Genomic DNA, 19,969 nt, shown 5'->3' with positions numbered 1-19,969 from the left:
GAAACGGCGACACGGCCTGCAGCAGGCATGCGCGCGGCAGATTTGCGCGGAGGCATGAAGGACATCTGGCCACTGCTGGTCGGCATGGCCGCGTTGTTCATCCCTAGTTTCTACCGCCTGTTCACAGGGGTTTGGGCCACCGAAGACCAGGCGCACGGCCCGATTATCCTCGGGCTGTCGTGCTGGCTGCTGTACCGCCAGTGGCCCGAGATGGTGACGCGTAGCGCCGGCACGGCTGGCGCGCGCATCGGCTGGCTGCCCTTCGGCCTGAGCCTGCTGGCCTACATCCTTGGCCGCTCGCAGCAGATTTATATCCTGGAGATCGGCTCCTTCATTGGCCTGCTGGTGTCGCTGTTGCTGCTGCTGCGCGGCTGGACCGCGTTGCGGGTGCAGTGGTTCCCGTTCTTCTTCATGCTGTTCATGATCCCACTGCCGGCTGAACTGGTCATCATGCTGACCATGCCGATGAAGATGGCGGTGTCGTGGGCAACCGAGCTGCTGCTGTACTCGATGGGCTATCCGATCGCCCGCAGCGGCGTGATCCTGCAGATTGGCCAGTACCAGTTGCTGGTGGCGAACGCCTGTGCCGGTCTGCAAACGCTGTTGACGCTGGAGGCGCTGGGGCTGTTTTACCTGAACCTGGTGCGCCATACCTCGGCCTTTCGCAATATTACGCTGGCGCTGTTCATTATTCCGATTTCGTTCTCGGCCAACGTGATCCGCGTGATCGTGCTGACGCTGGTGACCTATTACTTCGGCGATGCAGCAGGGCAGGGCTTCCTGCATGGTTTTGCCGGCATGGTGCTGTTCATCAGCGCGCTGGCCTTGATCCTGTCGCTCGACACCTTCCTGCAATTTGTGGTCTCGCGCCGCGCCGCCTCTCAAGGAGCGAAAGCATGAACCGGACCTTGCGTCTCAGCCTGGTGGCAGGCGTGTTGATGGTGTCCTCGGCGGTCCTGGCCAAGATCATGACCCCTACCGAACGGCTGGCGCAGGTGCGCGCACCGCTGGTATTGGACACTGCTATTCCGACCAGTTTTGGTGACTGGATCGAGGAAAAAGATCTGACTGCCCAGGTGATCAACCCGGAAACCGCCGATGCCCTGGCCAAGATCTACACCCAGACCTTGTCGCGCAACTACGTCAACCGCGACGGCGAGCGCATCATGCTGTCGATCGCCTATGGCGAAGACCAGACCAGCGGCCTGCAGTTGCACTATCCGGAAGTGTGCTATCCGGCCCAGGGTTTCAACCTGGCCTCGGCCACCAAGGGCACGTTGACGACCCACCAGGGCGTATTGCGGGTCAAGCGTCTGCAAACGTCGCTGGGCAGCCGCAACGAACCGGTCACTTACTGGACCACGATGGCCGATAAAGTCGTGCTGGGTGGCTACGATACCAAGTTTGCGCAATTGAGCTATGGCTTGCGCGGCCAGATCCCGGACGGTTTGATCTTCCGCGTATCGTCGATTTCCAACGACCCGCAGCAGGCGTTCAAGGTGCAGGACGACTTTGTGCGCCAGATCGCCGACGCGCTGCCGGTACAGTCGCGCAGCCGCTTCATCGGCACGCCGGGCCAGCAATAAAGTGCGCGGGCCGGTGGGCCCGCGCTACCTCTTGTTTTACACCTCATTACGTTGCATAAGGATGACTATATGATCACGGTTGGTTTGCTCTGGCACTCTTTGTCATCAGGTAATCTCGGAGTCGGAGCCCTGACCGAATCGAACATCGCCATCGTGCGCGGTGTGGCCGAATCGCTGGGCCAGCGCGTACGCTTCATCGTGCTCGGCTCCGGCAGCGAAACCCTGCCGGCGCTGGAGGCGGAACTGGCGGCCGCCGGCCATGCGCTGGAAAACCAGCGGGTGCGCCTGTTCCGCGCCAGCTTCCGTGAGCAGGTGCGCCGCTGCGACCTGGTGATCGACATCGGCGAGGGCGACAGCTTTGCCGACATCTACGGCTTCAAACGCTTCTTCTACTACTGGCTCAGCAAGAACATCGTCTGCAGCCTGGGCAAGCCGCTGATTCTGGCGCCGCAAACCATCGGCCCGTTTGACGGTGCCGCCGCGCGCGTGCTGGCTAAACAGGTGATGGCCCGGTGCCGCAAGGTGTTCGCGCGCGACAACCTGTCCAGCGACTACCTGAAGCAATTAGGCGTGACCAAGAATACCGGCGAAGCGATCGACGTCGCTTTCCGCCTGCCGTTCCAGGCCAAGCAGTTTGCCGACAACGGCAAGACCCGGGTCGGCATCAATGTCTCCGGCCTGCTGTTCAACGGCGGCTACACCGGCGGCAACCAGTTCGGCCTGAGCATCGATTATCCGGCCACCATCCGCCGCCTGATCCAGCACTTCCAGGCGCAGCCGGAGGTGGAGGTGCACCTGGTTGGCCATGTGATCGAGCCGCACATGCCAAGCGAGGATGACTATGTGCGCGGCGTCAGCCTGGCGCAGGAGTTCCCTGGCGTGATCGTGGCGCCGGTGTTTACCCGGCCGAGCGAAGCCAAGTCCTACATCGCCGGGCTGGACTTCTTTACCGGCGCGCGCATGCATGCCTGCATCGCCGCATTCTCGTCCGCCGTGCCGGTGGTGCCGATGGCCTACAGCCGCAAGTTCAATGGCCTGTTTGGCACGCTCGGCTACAACACCATTGCCGACTGCAAGGCCGATAGCGACGATGTAGTATGCAGCAAGATCGCCGCAGGCTATACCGCCCGCCAGCAACTGAAGGAAAAAGTACAGGACAGCTTGAAGCGGGTGGAAGAACGTTTGAACCGCTATGAGGCCAATCTGGCACAAGTACTCGGTGCCGTTATAGGAAAATAACATGAGTACCCTGCGTCAATATTCGATCGGCTTCTCATCAGCGCTCGGCGGGCTTTTCACCAAGGCGAACTTCAAATCGTTGCTGCTGTTTTGGCTGCCGGTGTTTCTGGCATCTACCTTCATCGGCTTGTGCTGCGTCATTTTGCCGTGGGTGTTGTCTGCCGGGTTGGCTGCCGCGGTTGCGTATGTTGCCCTGTTGTTGATCTGGCCTTGGGTGGGCTTTGGCGCCTATGTCTTCGTGGCCCTGATGGCGCCGGATTTCAAAATTGCGGATTTCGCCACGGTAGTCAGCATGCTGATCTTCATATTCGGCCTGTGGACACGCGGTAAAGTTGCACCACCGTTGCCGCGCAAGTTGCGCACGGTGTCACTGTTGTTTGCGGCGATCGTCGTATTGTCCTTCAGCTTGTCGGTTTTTTACTTCCATAACAAACTGCCGAATATCTACCGTGATGGCCGAGTTTTCCTATATTGGCTGTGGCTGCCGATATTGTGGCGCATGACCGCCAGCGAAGCCGACGGTGTGCACAAGCTGGTGCGTGTACTGCTGGTGATTGCCTACAGCGTGGTGGTGCTGGCGGTGATGCAGTGGGTGACCGGCGTGCAGGTGGTGGCGGTCGGTCTGGTGGCTTCGCTGGGCACGACCTCGGGGTTTGGCGAATCGGTGACGCGGGTGCAAATGCCTGGTTTCCTGTTTGTCTCCTGGGCGATCATCTGGCTGACGCTGCAAGTGCTGTACAAGCGCGTCAACCTGCTGGTGGGGGGCGCGCTGATACTGGTGCTGCTGCTGGGTCTGTACGTTAACTTCGGCCGTGGCTTGTGGGCCTGGACCTTTATCGGCGTCCTGCTGCCTCTGTTCTTCATTGGTGGCGGCCGTGCCATCAAGTTGCTGGCGACCATACTGGTGGCTGGTACTTTGAGCATCGGCACGCTGGCGCTGGTGAAGCCGACGGTGCTGGAGAATGTCAGCGAGCGCCTGCTCAGCGTCAAGAACGAGGGGGGGCGGCGCACGTCTTATGGCTGGCGCCAGCTGGAAAACCATGAGGCGATGCTGACCTTGCAGCGCACGCCATTGGTGGGCGTCGGCGTTGGTGGCGAGTACCGTCCGTGGCTGCACGAACTGCGCCTTTTCTACGAACACGTTCGCTACCTCCATAACAGTTATTTGTTCGTCGCGGTCAAGCTGGGCATTCCTGGTCTACTATGCCTGTTATTGCTGTACTGGCGAGCATGGTATGGTGCACGTAAGGGCTTGTCCGAGGTGGTTGCGGAGCACAGGGTTACGTTGCTGACCTGCTTGTCCTTCTTCCCGATTGCCATGGGCATCAGCATGACGCAGCCGGAGTTCATGAATACGTACAGCGTGCTGCAATTTGTCGCTGTCATCGTGCTGTGCGCCAGTTTCTTTGTGCCGGGGAGTACGCCCGCCAAGCCTCCGCGCCCGCGAGGAGCGTACTGATGGTGGAGCGCGCGCCCACTCAGGTTGCCGTGGTGATCCTGAACTGGAACGGCTGGCGCGATACTGTCGAATGCCTGGACAGCCTGCTGGCCAGCACCGGCGTTGCGCTGCGTGTGATCGTTTGCGATAACGCCTCGCGTGACGAATCGGTGCCGCAATTGCGGGCCTGGGCCGACGCCCGCTTCGGTAAAGCTGGCTGGAGCGAGGCCGGCAAGCCTGCCGACGGTGCGGCGCCGCGCCACGTCGCCGACAGCCCGTTCGTCTTGCTGCACAACGGCGGCAATCTTGGCTTCGCCGGCGGCAATAATCCGGGCATCGCCTATGCGCTGAACGATCCCGCCTGTGCCTATATCTGGCTGTTGAATAACGATACAACCGTCGAGCCGGATGCGTTGGCGCAGGCGATTGCGCGCATGGAGCATGACCCGCGCATCGGCTTGTGCGGTTCGACGCTGGTGTATTACCACGAGCGCGACAAGGTGCAGGCTTTCGGTGGCGCCAGCTATACGCCTGCCAAAGGCAGTTCGGTGCATGTCGGCGCTTTCCAGCCGCTCGCTGCGATTCCGGCTACTGCAGAGGCGGTGGAGGCGTCACTGTCTTATGTGATTGGCGCGGCGATGCTGGCGCGGCGCGCCTTCGTGGAAAAGGTGGGCCTGCTGACCGAGGATTACTTCCTGTATTTTGAAGAGATCGATTGGTGCACGCGTGGCCGCGCGCATTTCACGCTGGGTTACGCACCGCGCAGCGTGGTCTATCATAAAGAAGGCGCCTCGATCGGCACGTCGGCATCCGGCGGTTCACCGCTGTCCGTTTATTATCTGTTTAAAAATCGGCTGCGATTTACTGCGCGCTTTCATGCGCGCCATATACCGACGGTGATATTGTTCAGCCTGATTGATGTCGCCAAGTTTGTCTATCGCCAGCGTTGGCCGCAAGCTTACGCCGCAGTGCGCGGTATGTTGCAATTTCCTCGCACCCAACCCAAGTGAGTTCTGACCGCCAGCACCTGGCGCTGCCTGGTCGATGAAAGGTTTACTATGACTCCCGCATTCGCTCTTGTCCGCAAAGCTGCGTCGACGTTGCTGGCGCTGAGTATAGTCGGCATGGCGCCGTCCTATGCAGCCGACGACTTCAAGATCGGCGTTTATTACTTCCCCGGGTGGAAGGACAATCAATTAGGTGCTCCTTTCCCCATGCCGTGGGAAAAAATCAAACCCTACCCCGAGCGTGAGCCTTTGCTCGGCTGGTATCGGGAGGGCGAGATTCCCGTGATGGAGAAGCAACTGGAGTGGATGAATCAATACGGCATTGATTATGTCGTCTTTGACTGGTTTTGGGGTCGTGACAATAAAAGCCCTCTTGATCATGCGATCAACGCCTATTTGCGCGCAAAAGATCGGCACAATGTGCAGTTTGCCGTCATGTGGACCACGCACAGCGACTATGTCTTCAGTCTGGAGCAGCTAAAGGCGATGTTCAGCTTCTGGGCTGACCGCTATGCGTTCCGCAAGGAATATCTCAAGATGGATGGCAAGCCGGTGGTGTTTATCTTCTCTGCGGTGGCGTTCAACCGCAATGCCGCCAAGCTGGGCATGACGGTGGCGGAGCTGCAGGCGTTAGCCGACCAGATCTTCAAGGATGCCGGCTTGGCTGGCGTGAACTTTATCGGCGGCGTCTTTAACGGCGAGCCTGGCACGGACCATTCGCTGAAGAGCGGCTATCGCGGATTTTCCTCCTATAACCTGCATGGTCCGGTGTCCTTCCGCTTTGCCGGCGGACGTCAGCAAACCCGTTCTTACGACGAGCTGGCGCAGGGCTACAGCGACCAGTGGAAGTGGATGTTGAGCCATGTCGAAGGCAATTATGTGGTACCGATGTTCTCCGGCTGGGATCGTCGTCCCTGGGGCGGCAGCCCCGATCCGTTGCACGATAAGTCGATCGCCACGCCCGACCAGTTCGAGAAACATCTGGAAGCCGCGCGCACCGTGATGCTGAGCGCTCCGGAGAAAACTCAGAAGATGGGCGTCATCTGCTGCTGGAACGAATTCGGTGAGGGCTCGTTTATCGAGCCTACGAAGCAGTCGGGTTTTTCGTACCTGGAAAAAGTAAAAAAGGTATTCGGCGCGCAGCCGAAGTAGCCGCTGGCCGATTCCCCCTGATGGCGGAATCGGCCAGCGTATCAAGACCGTCTGGTCAGGCGCGTACGGTCGGTGCGATTTGCGCCCGTGGCGCCACTTTTTTGCCGTAGGCAATGCACGGCGTTTCAATAAACCGGAAGCAGACCCAGGCAGCCGCAAACGAGGCGGCGAACTCCAGTACCACGGTTGGCGCGGTCGGCGGCAGGAAGTGGATGCTTAGTTCCAGCACCAGCGGGTGCAGCAGATAGGCCGAATAGCTGACCGTACCCATCCATGCCAGGACGCGTGGCCAGCGCACCTGTTGGGTGGTCAGCAGCGTGGCGACGAAGAAAACCGTACTGAGCAGCCACGCATTGGCCATGGGCACGAAGCTCAGCGTGCCGACAGTCAATTCCTCGGTGCGGCCGGCAAAGGCGGTGTACGCCGCAATCAAGGTCGTGCCGAGACCGACAATCACACTGATGACGGCATACTTGCCCGCCAGGCGCTTCGCGTGCCATTCCGCCAGAACCCAGCCGAGCAGCATCAGTTCCAGATTGAAGACGCCGTAGGCAAAGTATTTGTGCAGCACCAGACGCATGCCGAGCGCCAGCGCGATCGTGCCTGCCGAGTACAACATAAAGATCAGGAATGGGCGCTTCAACATGCCGGTCACGGCAAATGCTGTCATGAGGAAGTAGAACGCCATTTCGAACTTCAGGCTCCAGAAGACGTTGACCGCATTTTTAATGCCGACGAAGCCCTGCAGCATGGTGAAATTGGCCGCCATGCCCACTGTACCGAGCGGCTCCTGGATGCGGAACAATTGCGCGCTGGCCAGCAGGATCACCAGGAACAGGCAAACCCAGTAGGCTGGATACAAGCGGAAGAAGCGGTGCACCCAGAACACCTTGAGGCTGGGAGACGCGTTCAGCGACTTGGGAATAATGTAGCCGCTGATCAGGAAGAACAGGGAGACGCCTGCCTGCCCGGTCTGGAAATAATTGGCATCGATGACTTGGACGATGGGAAAGCGGGAGTGGGCTGCGTGGGCAAAGATCACCAGCAGCACAGCGATGCCGCGTAACGCATCCAGGAATTGCAAGCGATTCGGAGAGGCACTCATCAAGATCCCTTTATATGTCATTTTGGACTAGAAAAAAAAGCTAGAATGTTGTAACTATGTTATTTTCAATCCATTGTAACATGCTCAATAATGATGAAGTTGAATTTGGGAGCAAAGTCTGGTCGGTTCAATTGCGTGGTATGTTCGTTAAGTACGTGTTATGTTGTCGCACTGCAGCAATTACCTTGTGTGGGCGGTGGCCAACAGTACGGATTGCAGATTTTTTTGAGCCGGAGAGTAAATGAATCCCAGCATGAGCCGAAGCTCGGTGGAGCGCATGGCGAGCGATGACCTGCGCCTGTTGATCGTGGCGCAGGAGTTTCCGTATCCCCCGAATCATGGCGGCAGGGCAGACGTCTGGCGCCGCATGCGCGCTTTGCAACGACTCGGCTGCCCGCTGATGCTGGTGTGCTGGTGCGATGATTATGATCAGCCGAGCGCCGACCACTTGCAAATGGTCCGGCAGGTCGCCGATGTCGTGCATGTGATCGTCAAGCGGCGCGGTTGGCGCCAGGACAGCCTGCGGCTGGCGCGCATCGCCCGTGGCATTCCTTCGCATGCCGCCGCCCGCATGGCCGACACTGCCGCAGATGGCCCGCTGATGCGCGAGGTGCGCGCATTCCAGCCGCACGCGGTCTTCCTCGATTCCCCATACGGCGGCGTGTTCGCGCGCGAGGTCAGCGCGCAACTGGCGCTGCCGCTGTTTTACCGCTCGCACAATATTGAACACGCGTATTTCGCTGGACAGGCCGCCGCCAGCAGCAGCCTGAAAAACCGGCTGGCCTGGAACCTGGCGCGCTGGCATCTGCATGCCTATGAACATGGACTGATGTCGCAGGCATTGATCACCTTCGATATTTCGGCCGACGATATCAAAACATGGCAGGCCGAAGGCATCCGTAATGCGCACTGGCTGCCACCGCTGCCGGAGGCGGTGTTTGACGCCGCGCCGGTGAGTACGCCAGCGGCCGGCCCGCAGTTGCTATTCCTCGGCAACTTGCGCGCGCCAAATAATGTGCGTGGCGTGCGCTGGCTGATTGAGGACGTGATGCCACTGGTATGGCAACGTTTGCCCGACGCCCGGCTGACCATCGCCGGCTCGTCGCCATTGCCCGAGGTGAGCGCACTGATCGCCACCGATCCCCGCCTTGAATTGCGCGCCAATGTCGCCGATGCGCCGGGCCTGATGGCTGCCGCCGGGCTGTTGCTCAATCCGGTACTGTCGGGCAGCGGCGTCAACGTCAAGACACTGGACATGCTGATGACCGAGCGCCCCATCGTCAGCACGCCGCAAGGCGTGGCTGGTTTGCCGGCGTCATTGCAGTCGCTGTGCCGCGTGGCGGCGGAGCCGGCGGCGTTCGCGGCGCAGATTGTCGACGGCCTGGCCGCGCCGGTCATCGACGTTGCGGCCCGGGTGCGCGGCCGCGAACAATTTTCCTTGCAGGCGGTGGCCGCCGCCATCGACGCCATGCGCCGCGCCATCGGCCGGCCGCTGGCGGACCGTAAAACAGCTTAAAAGATAAAGGGCAAAATATGAGAGTAGGACTGGACTTGCATGTGGTGGACGGAATCTTCCAGGGGTCGCGCTCGCACGTGCTTGAAGTGTTTGCGCGCGTAGCCAAGCTGTGCCCGGAGATTGAGTTTGTCGGCTTGCTCGACAAGGTCGACGAGTTCAAGCGCAACTATCCTTCGTTCAATTTGCCGAATGTGCGGGTCGAGCATCTGCCGCACACCGGCGCTGTGCGCCGCCTGACATGGGAGTTGCCGCGCCTGCAGCGCAAGCTGGGCCTGGATTTGCTGCACTCGCAATATATTATCCCGCTGCCCTCCATGTCGAAGACCGTGGTAACCATTCATGACGTGTTGTTTGAAAGCCATCCAGAATTTTTCCAGCCGTTTTTCCGCCTGCGCTCGCGCCTGCTGATGCGCCTGGCGGCATTGCAGTCCGAGCACGTGTTTACCGTCAGCGAATTCTCCAAAGGCGAAATCGAGCGCCGCTACAACATGCGGCCGGAGCAGATCACCGTTACGCCGAACGGCGTCGACTACGGTCGTTTTTATCCGGGTTCCGATGGCGAGGCCATGCTGGCGCGCCGCGGCCTGGTCTCGGGCGAATATCTGCTGACCGTGGGGCGCCTGGAACCACGCAAGAACCATGTGACCCTGCTCAAGGCTTACGCCAAGCTGGGCCCGGATGCACCCAAGCTGGTCATCGTCGGGCAGAAGGACTTTGGCTTCGAGGCGATGTTCGATGAAGTGGCGGGCAATAGCTGCCGCGACCGCGTGCTGATCCTGGAGGATGTGGCCGAGGGCGAGCTGCCGGTGCTGTATCGCCATTGCATGGCCTTCCTGTATCCGTCGCTGGCCGAAGGTTTCGGCATGCCGCCGCTGGAAGCGATGGCCAGCGGCGTGCCGGTGATCGTTGCCGACAACACCGCGCTGACCGAGGTGGTGGAGCAGGGCGGCTTGCTGGTGGGTTCGACCGATGTCGATGGCCTGGCCGAGGCCATGCGCCGCGTCGTCAGCGAGCCTGCATTGCGCGACGAACTGCGCGCGCGCGGCCTGGAGCAGGCGCAAAAGTTTTCCTGGGATGTGGCAGCGGAGGCTGTGGCTGAGCGGTATCGCATGCTCAATCGCAAATTACAATAAAAATGAGAATTTGATTGCACATTTGCTCACTTTAATTGTGTTGATGTTAAAATTGTCGAGCTAATGCTGCGGTGCGCAAGAAAACCTTTCGATGCAACACACAGATATAGGAAAAATGAAAAAAACTGTACGAATACTGGGTACCCATGGTGTGCCGGCCGCTTACGGTGGATTCGAAACCGCAGCTGAAAATATCGCTTTGTTTCTGGTTCGAAAGGGCTGGCGTGTGATTGTGTATTGTCAAACCAAAGGTAGCGGTCCGATCGTCGAAGACGTGTGGCGCGGCATTGAGCGGGTCTCGATTCCGGTCGAAACGGACGGCTGGAAGGGCACCTCGCAGTTCGATCTCAAATCGATCAAGCATGCTTGCCGCAGCAGCAAGGATTTGTGCCTGACCTTTGGCTACAACACGGCTGTGTTCAATACGCTGCAGCGCATCAAAGGCATTCCGAACGTGATTAATATGGACGGGATTGAATGGTCGCGCGCACGCTGGGGCTGGATGAAGCAGACCATCTTGTACGTCAACGAGCGTATTGGCTGCTACGTCGGCAATCACCTGATCGCCGATCACCCGGAAATTGAAAAGCACCTGCTGACGCGGGCGCCGCAGCGCAAGGTCAGCACGCTGACCTACGGCGCCGATCCGGTCACCTCGGCGCCGGAAGAGGCGGTGCGTGCGCTGGGCCTGGAGCCCGGCAGCTATTTCAATCTGATCGCGCGGCCGATTCCGGAAAACTCGATCCTGGAAATGGTGCAAGGGTTCTCCGCCAAGCGTCGCGGCTGCAAGCTGGTCATCCTGGGCAAGTATCAGCCGGAACTGGATGACTACCACCGCGAGGTGCTGGCGGCCGCCAGTGACGAGGTGGTGTTCCCGGGGGCGATCTACGACCCCGCCGTGGTGCAGGCGCTGCGGTTCCACAGCCTGGCCTACGTGCATGGTCACACCGTGGGCGGTACCAATCCGTCGCTGGTGGAGGCGATGGCCGCCACCAATGCCGTGATCGCGCACGACAATGTGTACAACCGCTGGGTGGCGCAGGGCGCGGCGGTGTACTTCAGCGACGCCGCCAGTTTCGGCGCCTGCGTTGAGCAGTTGCTGACGTCGCCGGAGACGCTGGCAACGCTGCGCGCGAACAGCAAGCGCCGCTTCTTTGAGGAATTCACGTGGGAGCACGTTGCCGGTCAATATGAGCAGTTATTGCTGCGCTATTTGCCCAAGTAATCGTTCTGCCGCGATTGGTTTTGTTGCATTGATAAATATTTGATGAGGTGAAAAATGGTTAGAGTTGCCGTGGTCGGGTTGGGGAAAATGGGGTTGTCGCACCACGCGATGATCAATGCGCACAAGGACGTGCAACTGGTCGCCGTGTGCGACGCCACTGCCTACCTGCTGGATGTGTTGAATAAATACACGGGCGTGAAAACCTATTCGGATTACGCCTTGATGCTGAAGGAAGTGGAACTGGACGCGGTGCTGATTGCCACGCCATCGCGCTTCCACGCCGACATGGTGCGCACGGCGCTGGAAAAAGGCCTGCATGTCTTCTGCGAAAAACCGTTCGTGCTGAGCGTGGCTGAGGCGGAAGAGTTGACCGCGCTGGCCCAGCAAAAAGGTCTGGTCAACCAGGTTGGTTACCATTGCCGCTTCGTCGGCGCCTTCCAGGAAGTCAAGCGCCTGCTGGACGCCGGCGTCATCGGCGACGTCAGCCATGTGCTGGCCGAAGCCTACGGTCCGGTCGTGCTGAAACCGAAGGGTTCGACCTGGCGCACGCAGCGCAGCGAAGGCGGCGGTTGCCTGTACGACTACGCCGCCCACCCGATCAATCTGGTGAACTGGTACTTCGGCGCGCCGAAAGGCGTGGGCGGCACGGTGCTGAACAAGATCTTCTCCAAGGATACCGACGACGAGGTGTACAGCACGCTGTACTTCGACGATGGCAAGAGCGCCCAGGTGTCGGTCAACTGGAGCGATGAGTCGTACCGCAAGATGAGCACCAAGATCACCATCCAGGGTCCGGCAGGCCGCATCTACGCCGACCGCCAGGAATGCCAGGTCTACCTGCGCGAAGACGCCGTCATCCCGGAAGGTTATAAAGTGGGTTGGAACGTGCGCTACACAACCGAACTGACTGAGCCGGTGGACTTCTACCTGCGTGGCGAGGAGTACACCGCCCAGCTGGATTACTTCGTCAAGAGCATCCAGCAATCGCGCGCCGAGAACGTGAACTCCTTCTCCAGTGCGGCAGAAACCGACAAGGTTATCGCCCTGATGATCGCCGATGCGGAAAAGGGCCCGGCAACGCTGGCCGAAGGTGCGACGTTTGAACCTGCGCGCAAGAAGCGCGGTTTCTTCGGTCTGTAATCACGCATAGTCACGGAATAAATTGAGGGAGTAAGTTATGGATCGTTTGCTGTTTGGTGATAACCAGTTCTTTGGCGTTAATCACATGTCCGAGGAAAAAGCGCGCGCGCAAGCGATGCGCTTCCAGGACACCAAGGCCATTATGGATGTGCTCGATATCGCCTACGATGAAGGCATCAAGACGTTCATGTGCACCACCCACGAGCGCATCGCCGAAGTGTGCGACATCGTGCGCGAAAAGCCGGAGCGCTATGCCGATTTCCAGTTCTACCCATGCATGCCTTACGCGCATAAATACGCCAACGCGATGACCGATTACGGCATGATGGGCGCGATCAAGCGCTTCATGCCCGACGAGGGCTTCCTGGATGCGGCGCTGCGCGGTGGCATGTCGCTGGCGCGCAAGGATATCGAAGGCATCACCACGCTGTTGATCGACGCTGAAATGAAAATGTTCCAGGGCCTGAAAACGCCAGTCATCTTCCTGCAGAACGTGGTAGTCGACCTGCTGCTGGGCCTGGGTTTCAAGGAAGCGTTTGCGATCTTTGCCGATCACGTCAAGAAGCGCTACAACGCCGAGCCGGGTTTCATCACGATGAACCTGCCGAAGCTGCTGGACGTGCTGGATGAACTGGGTATCGAAAACCCGATCGTCTGCTCGAACATCAACAAGATCGGTTTCCGCGTTTCCGGCGGCGTCGAGGCGTATGAAGATGCGCTGCGCAACCGTAAATTCCGCGCCATCGCCATGTCGGTGTTTGCATCCGGCGCCATCCCGCCGAAAGAGGCGATCGACTGGGTCTGCGAGCAGCCGAATATCGAATCGATCGTGTTTGGCGCTTCCAGCCGCGGCAATATCCGCAGCACCCGCCAGCTGGTGCAGGATAACTGGAAAGACGCGGCAGCGTAAGTAAAATAAGAAAAGGACGGTGGCCGTGCTGGACAGCTCGGACACCGCTGCAGCAACGATATGATCGGACGACTGAAATGGCCGAAATCAGATATCTCAATACGGATGGCTGTTCAGCCGAAACGGTTGTGGCCGCGCGTAGCAAGCGACGGCAGGAAATCGAACTGCTGCGCGTGCTCAGCGCCTTCGGCATCGTCTGGTATCACACCGCAACGATCGGCCGCGATGTCGCATATTCGGGGTTGATCGCGTTTTTGATCATCTCGATGTATTTCGCCGCCCAGAGCGGTAGTCCGCCCAAAAGCGTGGCACGGCGGGCGCGTGTCTTGCTAGTGCCGTGGTTGGTGTGGTGTGTCTTTTACGGGCTGCTGAATCTGACGCTGCACAAGCCGTTCTTGTCGCTGGAACATGGTTGGATCGCCGGCTTGCTGGTGGGTACTAGCATTCATCTGTGGTATCTGCCGTTTATCTTTGTCTGTATTGTGGCATTCGATCAGATCAAGGATAAGGTCAACCAGCACACTTTGTCGTACGCCTGTATCTTGCTGGCGGCGTTGACCCTGGGATTCTGCGATTTCTGGCGCAAGCCATCGCTGGCCTTCGACTATCCGTATGCACAGTACGCACACGCGATGGACGGCGTATTACTGGGCGTATTTTTCGCCAACTGCCATGCCTTGTCACGGCAGGCTTGCGCTATCGCCATCGGCGTAGTGCTGGTGCTAATTGTCTTTTTTGCCATGCCTAGTCCCGGCATGGGCGTGCCTTATTTGTTTGGCCTGACGGCGGCGGCGGTGACATTGTTGCTGCCCTGGGACCGCTACATCCATTTCGATATACGCTGGCTGTCGGAGTGCACGTTGGGAATTTATCTATCCCATATTTTTTGGATGAAATTGTTTAAGAAGTTTCTTCCGATGCCGGATTTATTGCTGCCCTTCGCGGTGTTTGCGATCTCGGCGGCGACAGTATGGTTGTTTAAGAAAAGCGCGCCAAGAGTTGCCAGCTATGTGGTTTGATGTTGATGTTTTGGCTAAAATATTGCATTATGATCACCAATGCTGCGGTGCGGCGAGAATGTTGAAAATTGCTTATGATTGCAGCGAGCTGGTAGGGCCACAGCGCGGTAACGTAATTAATAGCAGAATTCATCTGAGGAGCAATTCGTTATGAAGGCCATGATCCTGGCGGCAGGCAAGGGCACGCGCGTGCGGCCACTGACCTATGATTTACCAAAACCCATGATACCGATCCTGGGCAAGCCAGTCATGGCTTACCTGATCGAGCACCTGGCCAAGTATGGCATCAAGGAAATCATGGTCAACGTCAGTTATTTGCACGAAAAAATCGAAGATTATTTCGGCGAAGGCCACCAGTATGGCGTGCAGATCGGTTACTCGTTCGAGGGTTACACCAATAACGAAGGAGAAGTCGTGCCGGAGCCGTTGGGCTCGGCTGGCGGCATGAAGAAGATCCAGAAGTTTGGCGGTTTCTTCGACGAAACGACGATCGTGCTGTGCGGCGACGCGTTGATCGACCTCGATATCAAGTCGGCGTTGTTTGAGCACAAGCGCAAGGGCGCTCTGGCATCGGTGGTGACCAAGGAAGTCCCATGGGAGAGTGTGTCGAGCTACGGCGTGGTGGTCAGCGACAAGAGCGGCCGCATCCAGTCGTTCCAGGAAAAGCCGAGCCAGGAGGAGGCGCTGTCGAATTTTGTCAGCACCGGCATCTATATCTTCGAGCCGGAAGTGCTGGACCTGATTCCTTCCGACCGGCCGTTCGACATCGGTTCCGAGCTGTTCCCGCTGCTGGCGGAAAAAGGTTTGCCGTTTTATTCCCAGCAACGTCCATTCAACTGGATCGACATCGGCAGCGTCAAGGATTACTGGGAAGTGTGCCAGAGCGTGCTGATGGGCGAGGTGGCGCATCTCGACGTGCCGGGCATCCAGCTGGAAGAGGGGCTGTGGGTCGGCTTGAACACCGCCATCGACTGGAAGGGCACGCGCATCCAGGGCCCGGTCTACATCGGCTCGGGCTCGCGCATCGAATCCGGCGTGACCATCGTCGGGCCGACCTGGATTGGCCATGGCAGCCATATCTGCCAGGGCGCAACGGTGGTGCGCAGCGTACTGTTTGAATATACACGCGTGTTACCAGATGTTTCGCTTAATGAAATGATCGTATTCAAAGATTACAGTGTCGACCGTTCCGGTGACATGCGGCATGTGTCCGAATACACCGACGGTGAATGGAGCAACGCCCGCGATCGTCGTGCCAAGCGCCGTGTTGATAACAGTAGTGAAGTTAATCAAGAAGAGAAAGTCCTGAAAATCATATGAAAATCTATCCAGTCATCCTGTCCGGCGGCGCCGGCACCCGTTTATGGCCGCTGTCGCGCGCGGCGCTGCCTAAGCAACTGCTGCCGCTGGTGTCAGAGCAGACCATGTTGCAGGAAACCGCGTTGCGCCTGGCCGGCCGTCCTGGCGTCATGGCGCCGCTGGTGGTGTGCGGTAACGAGCACCGCTTCCTGGTGGCTGAACAGATGCGTGAAATCGGCATCGAGCCGCTGGGCATCCTGCTGGAGCCGGTCGGCCGCAACACCGCGCCGGCCGTGGCCGTAGCCGCCCACTACCTGATCGCCACCGATCCGGACGCGCTGATGCTGGTACTGCCGGCCGACCATGTCATCAAGAACGTCGATGCGTTCTACGCCGCCGTCGAACAGGCTGCGGTGCTGGCCGCGGAAGGCAAGCTGGCTACCTTCGGCATCGTGCCGACCGGCCCTGAAACCGGTTATGGCTACATTCAGAGCGGCAAGGCGATCGCCGGCGGCGCCAACGGCTACGCGGTGGACCGCTTTGTCGAAAAGCCGGATCTGGAAACCGCCAAGGGCTTTGTCGCCGCAGGCAATTTCTTCTGGAACAGCGGCATGTTCCTGTTCCGCGCCGAGCGTTACCTGGCCGAACTGAAAGAGTTCCAGCCGGCCATGGCGGCCGCCTGCGATGCGGCGATCAAGGGCGATTACCGCGACCTGGATTTCTGCCGCCTGGATGAGGCCGCTTTTGCCAGCGCGCCGTCCGACTCGATCGACTATGCCGTGATGGAACACACCCGCGACGCCGTGGTGGTGCCAGCCGATATCGGCTGGAACGACGTCGGTTCGTGGTCGGCGCTGCACGAGGTGCAGACCGCCGACGCGCAAGGCAATGTGGCGCGTGGCGATGTCTATCTGGACAATGTTTCCGGCTCGCTGGTGCGGGCTGAAAGCCGCATCGTGGCCGTGGTCGGTGTGCAGGATCTGGTGGTGGTCGAGACCAACGACGCCGTGCTGGTGGCGCACAAGGACCAGGTGCAGCGCGTCAAGCAGATCGTCGATCACCTGAAGACCCAGGGCCGCACCGAGCACCTGCACCACACCAAGGTGTATCGCCCATGGGGCTGCTACGAGGGCATCGATCTCGGCGACCGTTTCCAGGTCAAGCGCATTACCGTCAACCCGGGCGGCAAGCTGTCGCTGCAGATGCACCATCACCGCGCCGAACACTGGATCGTGGTCAGCGGCACCGCCAGCGTGACCTGCGGCGACAAGGTGACCTTGTTGACCGAAAATGAGTCGACCTACATCCCGATCGGCATGACCCACCGCCTGGAAAATCCGGGTAAGCTGCCGCTGCATCTGATTGAAGTCCAGTCCGGTAGCTACCTGGGCGAGGATGATATTGTGCGCTTCGAGGACGTCTACCAGCGCGCTTGATGTTGCAATGCGGAAAATCGACGGAATGCCGCGTGCATTCCGTCGATGCTCGTCTGGTCAGGGCAGTTGACATGCCGCTGCCGCCAGCCGGGTTGCAATGCAACAGAAAAACAACACGTAGTGACAAGCGATAACGGAATTTGATGCTGCGATGCAATGTCGACGGCGCAAAAGCACTATTTCAGGACTTTTCCCGGCTGAAATTGCGTTAAAACTGTGTAACTTGCATTGATGTTGCCGCTAGTTATCATTTCCCTAAAAAAAAATTTAAAATACACAAGCTTTGTTGGTCGAAATCCAATATACTTCACATAGTGTTGTTGTTTCTCCGATAAATCAGATGCGATTTTGGCATCACTTTCAACCTTTAGGCATGGCATGAAAAATATCTTACGAGCTATCATCGCAACTCTGTTGCTGACGGGTGCTGCCTTTTCCGCAAATGCAGCCGACGCCTCGCACACCCGCAAGGCAGTCGATCTGACCTCTGGCGCTGCCAAATACACCGCCAGCTTCGCTAGCGGCCTGGCAAGTGCTACTTTCACTGACCAGTTCAGCTTCCACGTGGACACCAAGAGCCTGCTGGCCGCTGACGTGACCTCGACCGCCGCTTCTGCAGCCGTCGGCCTGGATCTGACTTCCTTCGCGATTTATAAACTCGATGGCACCCTGTTGTACTCGGGTGCACAGAAGTCGACCGGCCGCGTTGATAACTGGAAGCTGAACACCTCGAACCTGGTGTTGACCGCTGGCGACTACTACCTGCAAGTCATCGGCAAAATCAATTCGGCTGGCGCTGGTAGCCTGTCGGGTAATATTGCTCTGAAAGCACTGGCTGTGCCGGAAGCTGAAACCTATGCGATGCTGCTGGCAGGCCTGGGCCTGGTAGGTTTTGTTGCACGCCGTAACAAGCGCGCTTAAACGTCGACTTTAACCTTGAGATAAGCATGAAAAAATATACTTCCTTTCTGATCGGTCTGGTCCTGGCAGCCGCCAGCGTCTTCGCCAGCGCCGCTGATTTCGAGCGCACCTCGAACATCACGCTGATCGACGGCACCTCGGGTTTCGGTCCACTGAGCAGCTTCTCCGACGGCAGCCTGAACAAGACCTTCTCGGACCTGTTTTACTTCAGCGTTCCTAGCCTGAGCAATGCCGACTCGAATATCTCGTCGATCAGCTTCAGCGATACCACCGGTATCGACTTCAGCCACTTCGACCTGTACAAAGTCGGCTCGTCGGTGGCTGCCGCCAGCGGTTCGCTGGATGCGGACAGCGGCCTGTGGTTCCTGACGGGTACCAACCTGACCGCTGGTAGCTACTACTTCAAAGTCCAGGGTACCATCACCACCAATGACGCGGTAACCTATTCCGGCAATCTGCTGGTGTCGGCCGTGCCTGAAGCGGAAACCTATGCAATGCTGCTGGCAGGCCTGGGCCTGGTCGGTTTCGTTGCGCGTCGTCGCAAGACCATCGCCTAAGACTGCGCCGCTACGGCGGCGCGCTGCGCGAAAGCCCCTGCCGGACACTGTCCTGCGGGGGCTTTTCTTTTGGTGTTGGTTGGCGGCATAATGGAATCAGGACGGCGCCGTCGTCCGCTTCGCCATGATCGGTTGCCCGTGCGTTTTCGAATACTGTTTAGCCTTGCTTTCCTGGCCTGCTGCGCTGCACAGGCGCAGCAGGTGCGCCCGGCCGAGGGTAGCCCGCTTACCGCTGCCCAGCTGGCCGTGGTGATCAACGACGACGACCCTCTCAGCGTCGAGGTCGGCGAGTATTACCGCAAGGTGCGGGATGTGCCGCCGCAGAACGTGGTGCATGTGCGGATTCCCAACTCGCCGCGCCAGCTCAATGCCGAGCAGTTCCGCCACCTGAAAGAGCAGATCGACGCCAGGTTGACGCCGCAGATCCAGGCCGTGCTGATGGTCTGGACCGCCCCCTACGCGGTGGAATGCAATTCGATCACCTCCGCTTACACGCTCGGGCTCGACAGCGCGCTGTGCCAGAAGCCGTGCGAGCCGTCCAAGCCGAGCAACTACTTCAATGCTCCCGCCGGCCTGCCATTCCAGGGCTACGGCATGCGGTTGTCGATGCTGTTGCCGACCGAGTCGCTGGCGGCGGCCAAGGCACTGATCGGGCGTGGCATGGCCAGTGGCTTCAGCATGCCGAACGCCAGCGCCTATTACCTGACTACCAGTGAAACCCCGCGCAACAGCCGGGCGCCGTTCTTTCCCCGGCCGGGTGCGCTGCCGGCGCGCAAACTGACCATCAAGCAGTTGCACGCCGACAGCCTGGAAGGGCAGAGCGACATCATGATTTACCAGACCGGCATGGCGCGGGTGGCCAAGCTGGATACGCTGCGCTTCCTGCCAGGGGCATTGGCCGACCACCTGACGTCGACCGGCGGAGACCTGCTCAGCGATGGTCAAATGAGCAGCTTGCGCTGGCTCGATGCGGGCGCCACCGCCAGCTATGGCAGTGTCACCGAGCCGTGCAATTACTGGCAAAAATTCCCCCAGCCGACGGTGCTGCTGCGACAGTATTTGCAGGGCAACACGGCGATCGAAGCCTACTGGAAGAGCGTCGCCTGGCCTGCGCAAGGGGTGTTTATCGGCGAGCCGCTGGCGGCGCCGTATCGTCGCTGAACAGTTCGCTTCCCCCGCGCTTTTTTCCCGTCTTTCTGTAGGAGTTATCCTACATCGGCAGCCGTATGTTGCGCTGCAATGCCGCCAGAGCCAGATTTCTCCTATGGTGGCGGGGATATCACTCG

At 59.2% G+C, this 19,969-nt stretch carries 18 protein-coding genes; 17 read left to right on the top strand and 1 reads right to left on the bottom strand.

The window, feature by feature from the left end; translation table 11 throughout:
* Nucleotides 1–27: 27 nt before the first annotated feature.
* The 6 genes from xrtB to GJ698_RS19470 all read left to right on the top strand — a co-directional run bounded on the left by xrtB (nucleotide 28) and on the right by GJ698_RS19470 (nucleotide 6,422).
* Nucleotides 28–900, top strand: coding sequence for an exosortase B (xrtB, locus tag GJ698_RS19495; RefSeq protein WP_154359526.1), 873 nt, complete (start codon nucleotides 28–30; stop codon nucleotides 898–900).
* A complete protein-coding gene (gene epsI / locus GJ698_RS19490) occupies nucleotides 897–1,586 on the top strand; it encodes an exosortase-associated protein EpsI, B-type (protein ID WP_154359525.1) in 690 nt (229 codons plus the stop codon). Before xrtB ends, epsI begins: the two co-directional genes overlap by 4 nt.
* A gap of 99 nt (nucleotides 1,587–1,685) precedes the next feature.
* Complete coding sequence (locus tag GJ698_RS19485) at nucleotides 1,686–2,825, top strand: polysaccharide pyruvyl transferase family protein (protein ID WP_166454908.1); 1,140 nt, start codon at nucleotides 1,686–1,688, stop codon at nucleotides 2,823–2,825.
* Between the two features lies 1 nt (nucleotide 2,826).
* Nucleotides 2,827–4,284: an O-antigen ligase family protein gene (locus GJ698_RS19480; protein WP_154359523.1), complete on the top strand. Its 1,458-nt coding sequence runs from the start codon at nucleotides 2,827–2,829 to the stop codon at nucleotides 4,282–4,284.
* A complete protein-coding gene (locus GJ698_RS19475; RefSeq protein WP_154359522.1) occupies nucleotides 4,284–5,273 on the top strand; it encodes a glycosyltransferase family 2 protein in 990 nt (329 codons plus the stop codon). The genes GJ698_RS19480 and GJ698_RS19475 overlap by 1 nt, the downstream gene beginning before the upstream one ends.
* Before the next feature lie 48 nt (nucleotides 5,274–5,321).
* Nucleotides 5,322–6,422 carry a glycoside hydrolase family 99-like domain-containing protein gene (locus tag GJ698_RS19470; protein WP_154359521.1) on the top strand — a complete coding sequence of 367 codons (1,101 nt, stop codon included), beginning with the start codon at nucleotides 5,322–5,324 and terminating at the stop codon, nucleotides 6,420–6,422.
* A 55-nt stretch (nucleotides 6,423–6,477) separates the two neighbouring features.
* Here the strand turns inward: GJ698_RS19470 and GJ698_RS19465 are convergent, their stop codons facing one another.
* Nucleotides 6,478–7,527: an acyltransferase family protein gene (locus tag GJ698_RS19465; protein WP_166454907.1), complete on the bottom strand. Its 1,050-nt coding sequence runs from the start codon at nucleotides 7,525–7,527 to the stop codon at nucleotides 6,478–6,480.
* Between the two features lie 253 nt (nucleotides 7,528–7,780).
* Here GJ698_RS19465 and GJ698_RS19460 point away from each other — a divergent pair, with 253 nt between their 5' ends.
* From GJ698_RS19460 to GJ698_RS19410, 11 genes are all read left to right on the top strand, one after another.
* Nucleotides 7,781–9,043 (top strand): glycosyltransferase, encoded by a 1,263-nt coding sequence (locus GJ698_RS19460; protein WP_166454906.1) that lies wholly within the window; start codon nucleotides 7,781–7,783, stop codon nucleotides 9,041–9,043.
* A 17-nt stretch (nucleotides 9,044–9,060) separates the two neighbouring features.
* Nucleotides 9,061–10,176 carry a glycosyltransferase family 4 protein gene (locus tag GJ698_RS19455; protein WP_154359518.1) on the top strand — a complete coding sequence of 372 codons (1,116 nt, stop codon included), beginning with the start codon at nucleotides 9,061–9,063 and terminating at the stop codon, nucleotides 10,174–10,176.
* 91 nt (nucleotides 10,177–10,267) lie between these two features.
* Nucleotides 10,268–11,401, top strand: a complete 1,134-nt coding sequence (locus GJ698_RS19450; protein ID WP_307766662.1) for a DUF1972 domain-containing protein — start codon at nucleotides 10,268–10,270, stop codon at nucleotides 11,399–11,401.
* 54 nt (nucleotides 11,402–11,455) lie between these two features.
* Nucleotides 11,456–12,541 (top strand): Gfo/Idh/MocA family protein, encoded by a 1,086-nt coding sequence (locus GJ698_RS19445; RefSeq protein ID WP_154359516.1) that lies wholly within the window; start codon nucleotides 11,456–11,458, stop codon nucleotides 12,539–12,541.
* Between the two features lie 85 nt (nucleotides 12,542–12,626).
* Nucleotides 12,627–13,451: a hypothetical protein gene (locus GJ698_RS19440; RefSeq protein ID WP_229260078.1), complete on the top strand. Its 825-nt coding sequence runs from the start codon at nucleotides 12,627–12,629 to the stop codon at nucleotides 13,449–13,451.
* A 77-nt stretch (nucleotides 13,452–13,528) separates the two neighbouring features.
* A complete protein-coding gene (locus GJ698_RS19435) occupies nucleotides 13,529–14,470 on the top strand; it encodes an acyltransferase family protein (RefSeq protein ID WP_154359514.1) in 942 nt (313 codons plus the stop codon).
* Between the two features lie 150 nt (nucleotides 14,471–14,620).
* On the top strand, nucleotides 14,621–15,790 hold the full coding sequence (locus GJ698_RS19430) for a nucleotidyltransferase family protein (protein WP_154359513.1): 1,170 nt from the start codon (nucleotides 14,621–14,623) through the stop codon (nucleotides 15,788–15,790).
* Nucleotides 15,787–17,205: a mannose-1-phosphate guanylyltransferase/mannose-6-phosphate isomerase gene (locus GJ698_RS19425; protein ID WP_154359512.1), complete on the top strand. Its 1,419-nt coding sequence runs from the start codon at nucleotides 15,787–15,789 to the stop codon at nucleotides 17,203–17,205. The genes GJ698_RS19430 and GJ698_RS19425 overlap by 4 nt, the downstream gene beginning before the upstream one ends.
* Before the next feature lie 378 nt (nucleotides 17,206–17,583).
* The gene (locus GJ698_RS19420) at nucleotides 17,584–18,126 is read left to right on the top strand and encodes an FxDxF family PEP-CTERM protein (protein WP_154359511.1); all 543 of its coding nucleotides are present in this window, start codon (nucleotides 17,584–17,586) and stop codon (nucleotides 18,124–18,126) included.
* 26 nt (nucleotides 18,127–18,152) lie between these two features.
* Nucleotides 18,153–18,683 carry an FxDxF family PEP-CTERM protein gene (locus GJ698_RS19415; RefSeq protein WP_154359510.1) on the top strand — a complete coding sequence of 177 codons (531 nt, stop codon included), beginning with the start codon at nucleotides 18,153–18,155 and terminating at the stop codon, nucleotides 18,681–18,683.
* A 138-nt stretch (nucleotides 18,684–18,821) separates the two neighbouring features.
* On the top strand, nucleotides 18,822–19,844 hold the full coding sequence (locus GJ698_RS19410; RefSeq protein ID WP_371865385.1) for a TIGR03790 family protein: 1,023 nt from the start codon (nucleotides 18,822–18,824) through the stop codon (nucleotides 19,842–19,844).
* Nucleotides 19,845–19,969 lie beyond the last annotated feature (125 nt).

It is taken from the genome of Duganella aquatilis, from assembly GCF_009674565.1.
GTDB lineage: Bacteria > Pseudomonadota > Gammaproteobacteria > Burkholderiales > Burkholderiaceae_D > Rugamonas > Rugamonas aquatilis.
The sequence above is the reverse complement of the archived record's forward strand: the minus strand, read 5'-3'. Positions and strand labels throughout refer to the sequence as shown.

Bases quoted from the DNA above. Each gene is read 5' to 3' on its own strand.
- xrtB (WP_154359526.1), top strand. From the start codon at position 28: ATGCGCGCGGCAGATTTGCGCGGAGGCATGAAGGACATCTGGCCACTG.
- GJ698_RS19455 (WP_154359518.1), top strand. From the start codon at position 9,061: ATGAGAGTAGGACTGGACTTGCATGTGGTGGACGGAATCTTCCAGGGG.
- GJ698_RS19440 (WP_229260078.1), top strand. From the start codon at position 12,627: ATGTCCGAGGAAAAAGCGCGCGCGCAAGCGATGCGCTTCCAGGACACC.
- GJ698_RS19450 (WP_307766662.1), top strand. From the start codon at position 10,268: ATGCAACACACAGATATAGGAAAAATGAAAAAAACTGTACGAATACTG.
- GJ698_RS19415 (WP_154359510.1), top strand. From the start codon at position 18,153: ATGAAAAAATATACTTCCTTTCTGATCGGTCTGGTCCTGGCAGCCGCC.
- GJ698_RS19475 (WP_154359522.1), top strand. From the start codon at position 4,284: ATGGTGGAGCGCGCGCCCACTCAGGTTGCCGTGGTGATCCTGAACTGG.
- GJ698_RS19420 (WP_154359511.1), top strand. From the start codon at position 17,584: ATGAAAAATATCTTACGAGCTATCATCGCAACTCTGTTGCTGACGGGT.
- GJ698_RS19465 (WP_166454907.1), bottom strand. From the start codon at position 7,527: ATGAGTGCCTCTCCGAATCGCTTGCAATTCCTGGATGCGTTACGCGGC.
- GJ698_RS19470 (WP_154359521.1), top strand. From the start codon at position 5,322: ATGACTCCCGCATTCGCTCTTGTCCGCAAAGCTGCGTCGACGTTGCTG.
- GJ698_RS19445 (WP_154359516.1), top strand. From the start codon at position 11,456: ATGGTTAGAGTTGCCGTGGTCGGGTTGGGGAAAATGGGGTTGTCGCAC.
- epsI (WP_154359525.1), top strand. From the start codon at position 897: ATGAACCGGACCTTGCGTCTCAGCCTGGTGGCAGGCGTGTTGATGGTG.
- GJ698_RS19460 (WP_166454906.1), top strand. From the start codon at position 7,781: ATGAGCCGAAGCTCGGTGGAGCGCATGGCGAGCGATGACCTGCGCCTG.
- GJ698_RS19425 (WP_154359512.1), top strand. From the start codon at position 15,787: ATGAAAATCTATCCAGTCATCCTGTCCGGCGGCGCCGGCACCCGTTTA.
- GJ698_RS19435 (WP_154359514.1), top strand. From the start codon at position 13,529: ATGGCCGAAATCAGATATCTCAATACGGATGGCTGTTCAGCCGAAACG.
- GJ698_RS19480 (WP_154359523.1), top strand. From the start codon at position 2,827: ATGAGTACCCTGCGTCAATATTCGATCGGCTTCTCATCAGCGCTCGGC.
- GJ698_RS19430 (WP_154359513.1), top strand. From the start codon at position 14,621: ATGAAGGCCATGATCCTGGCGGCAGGCAAGGGCACGCGCGTGCGGCCA.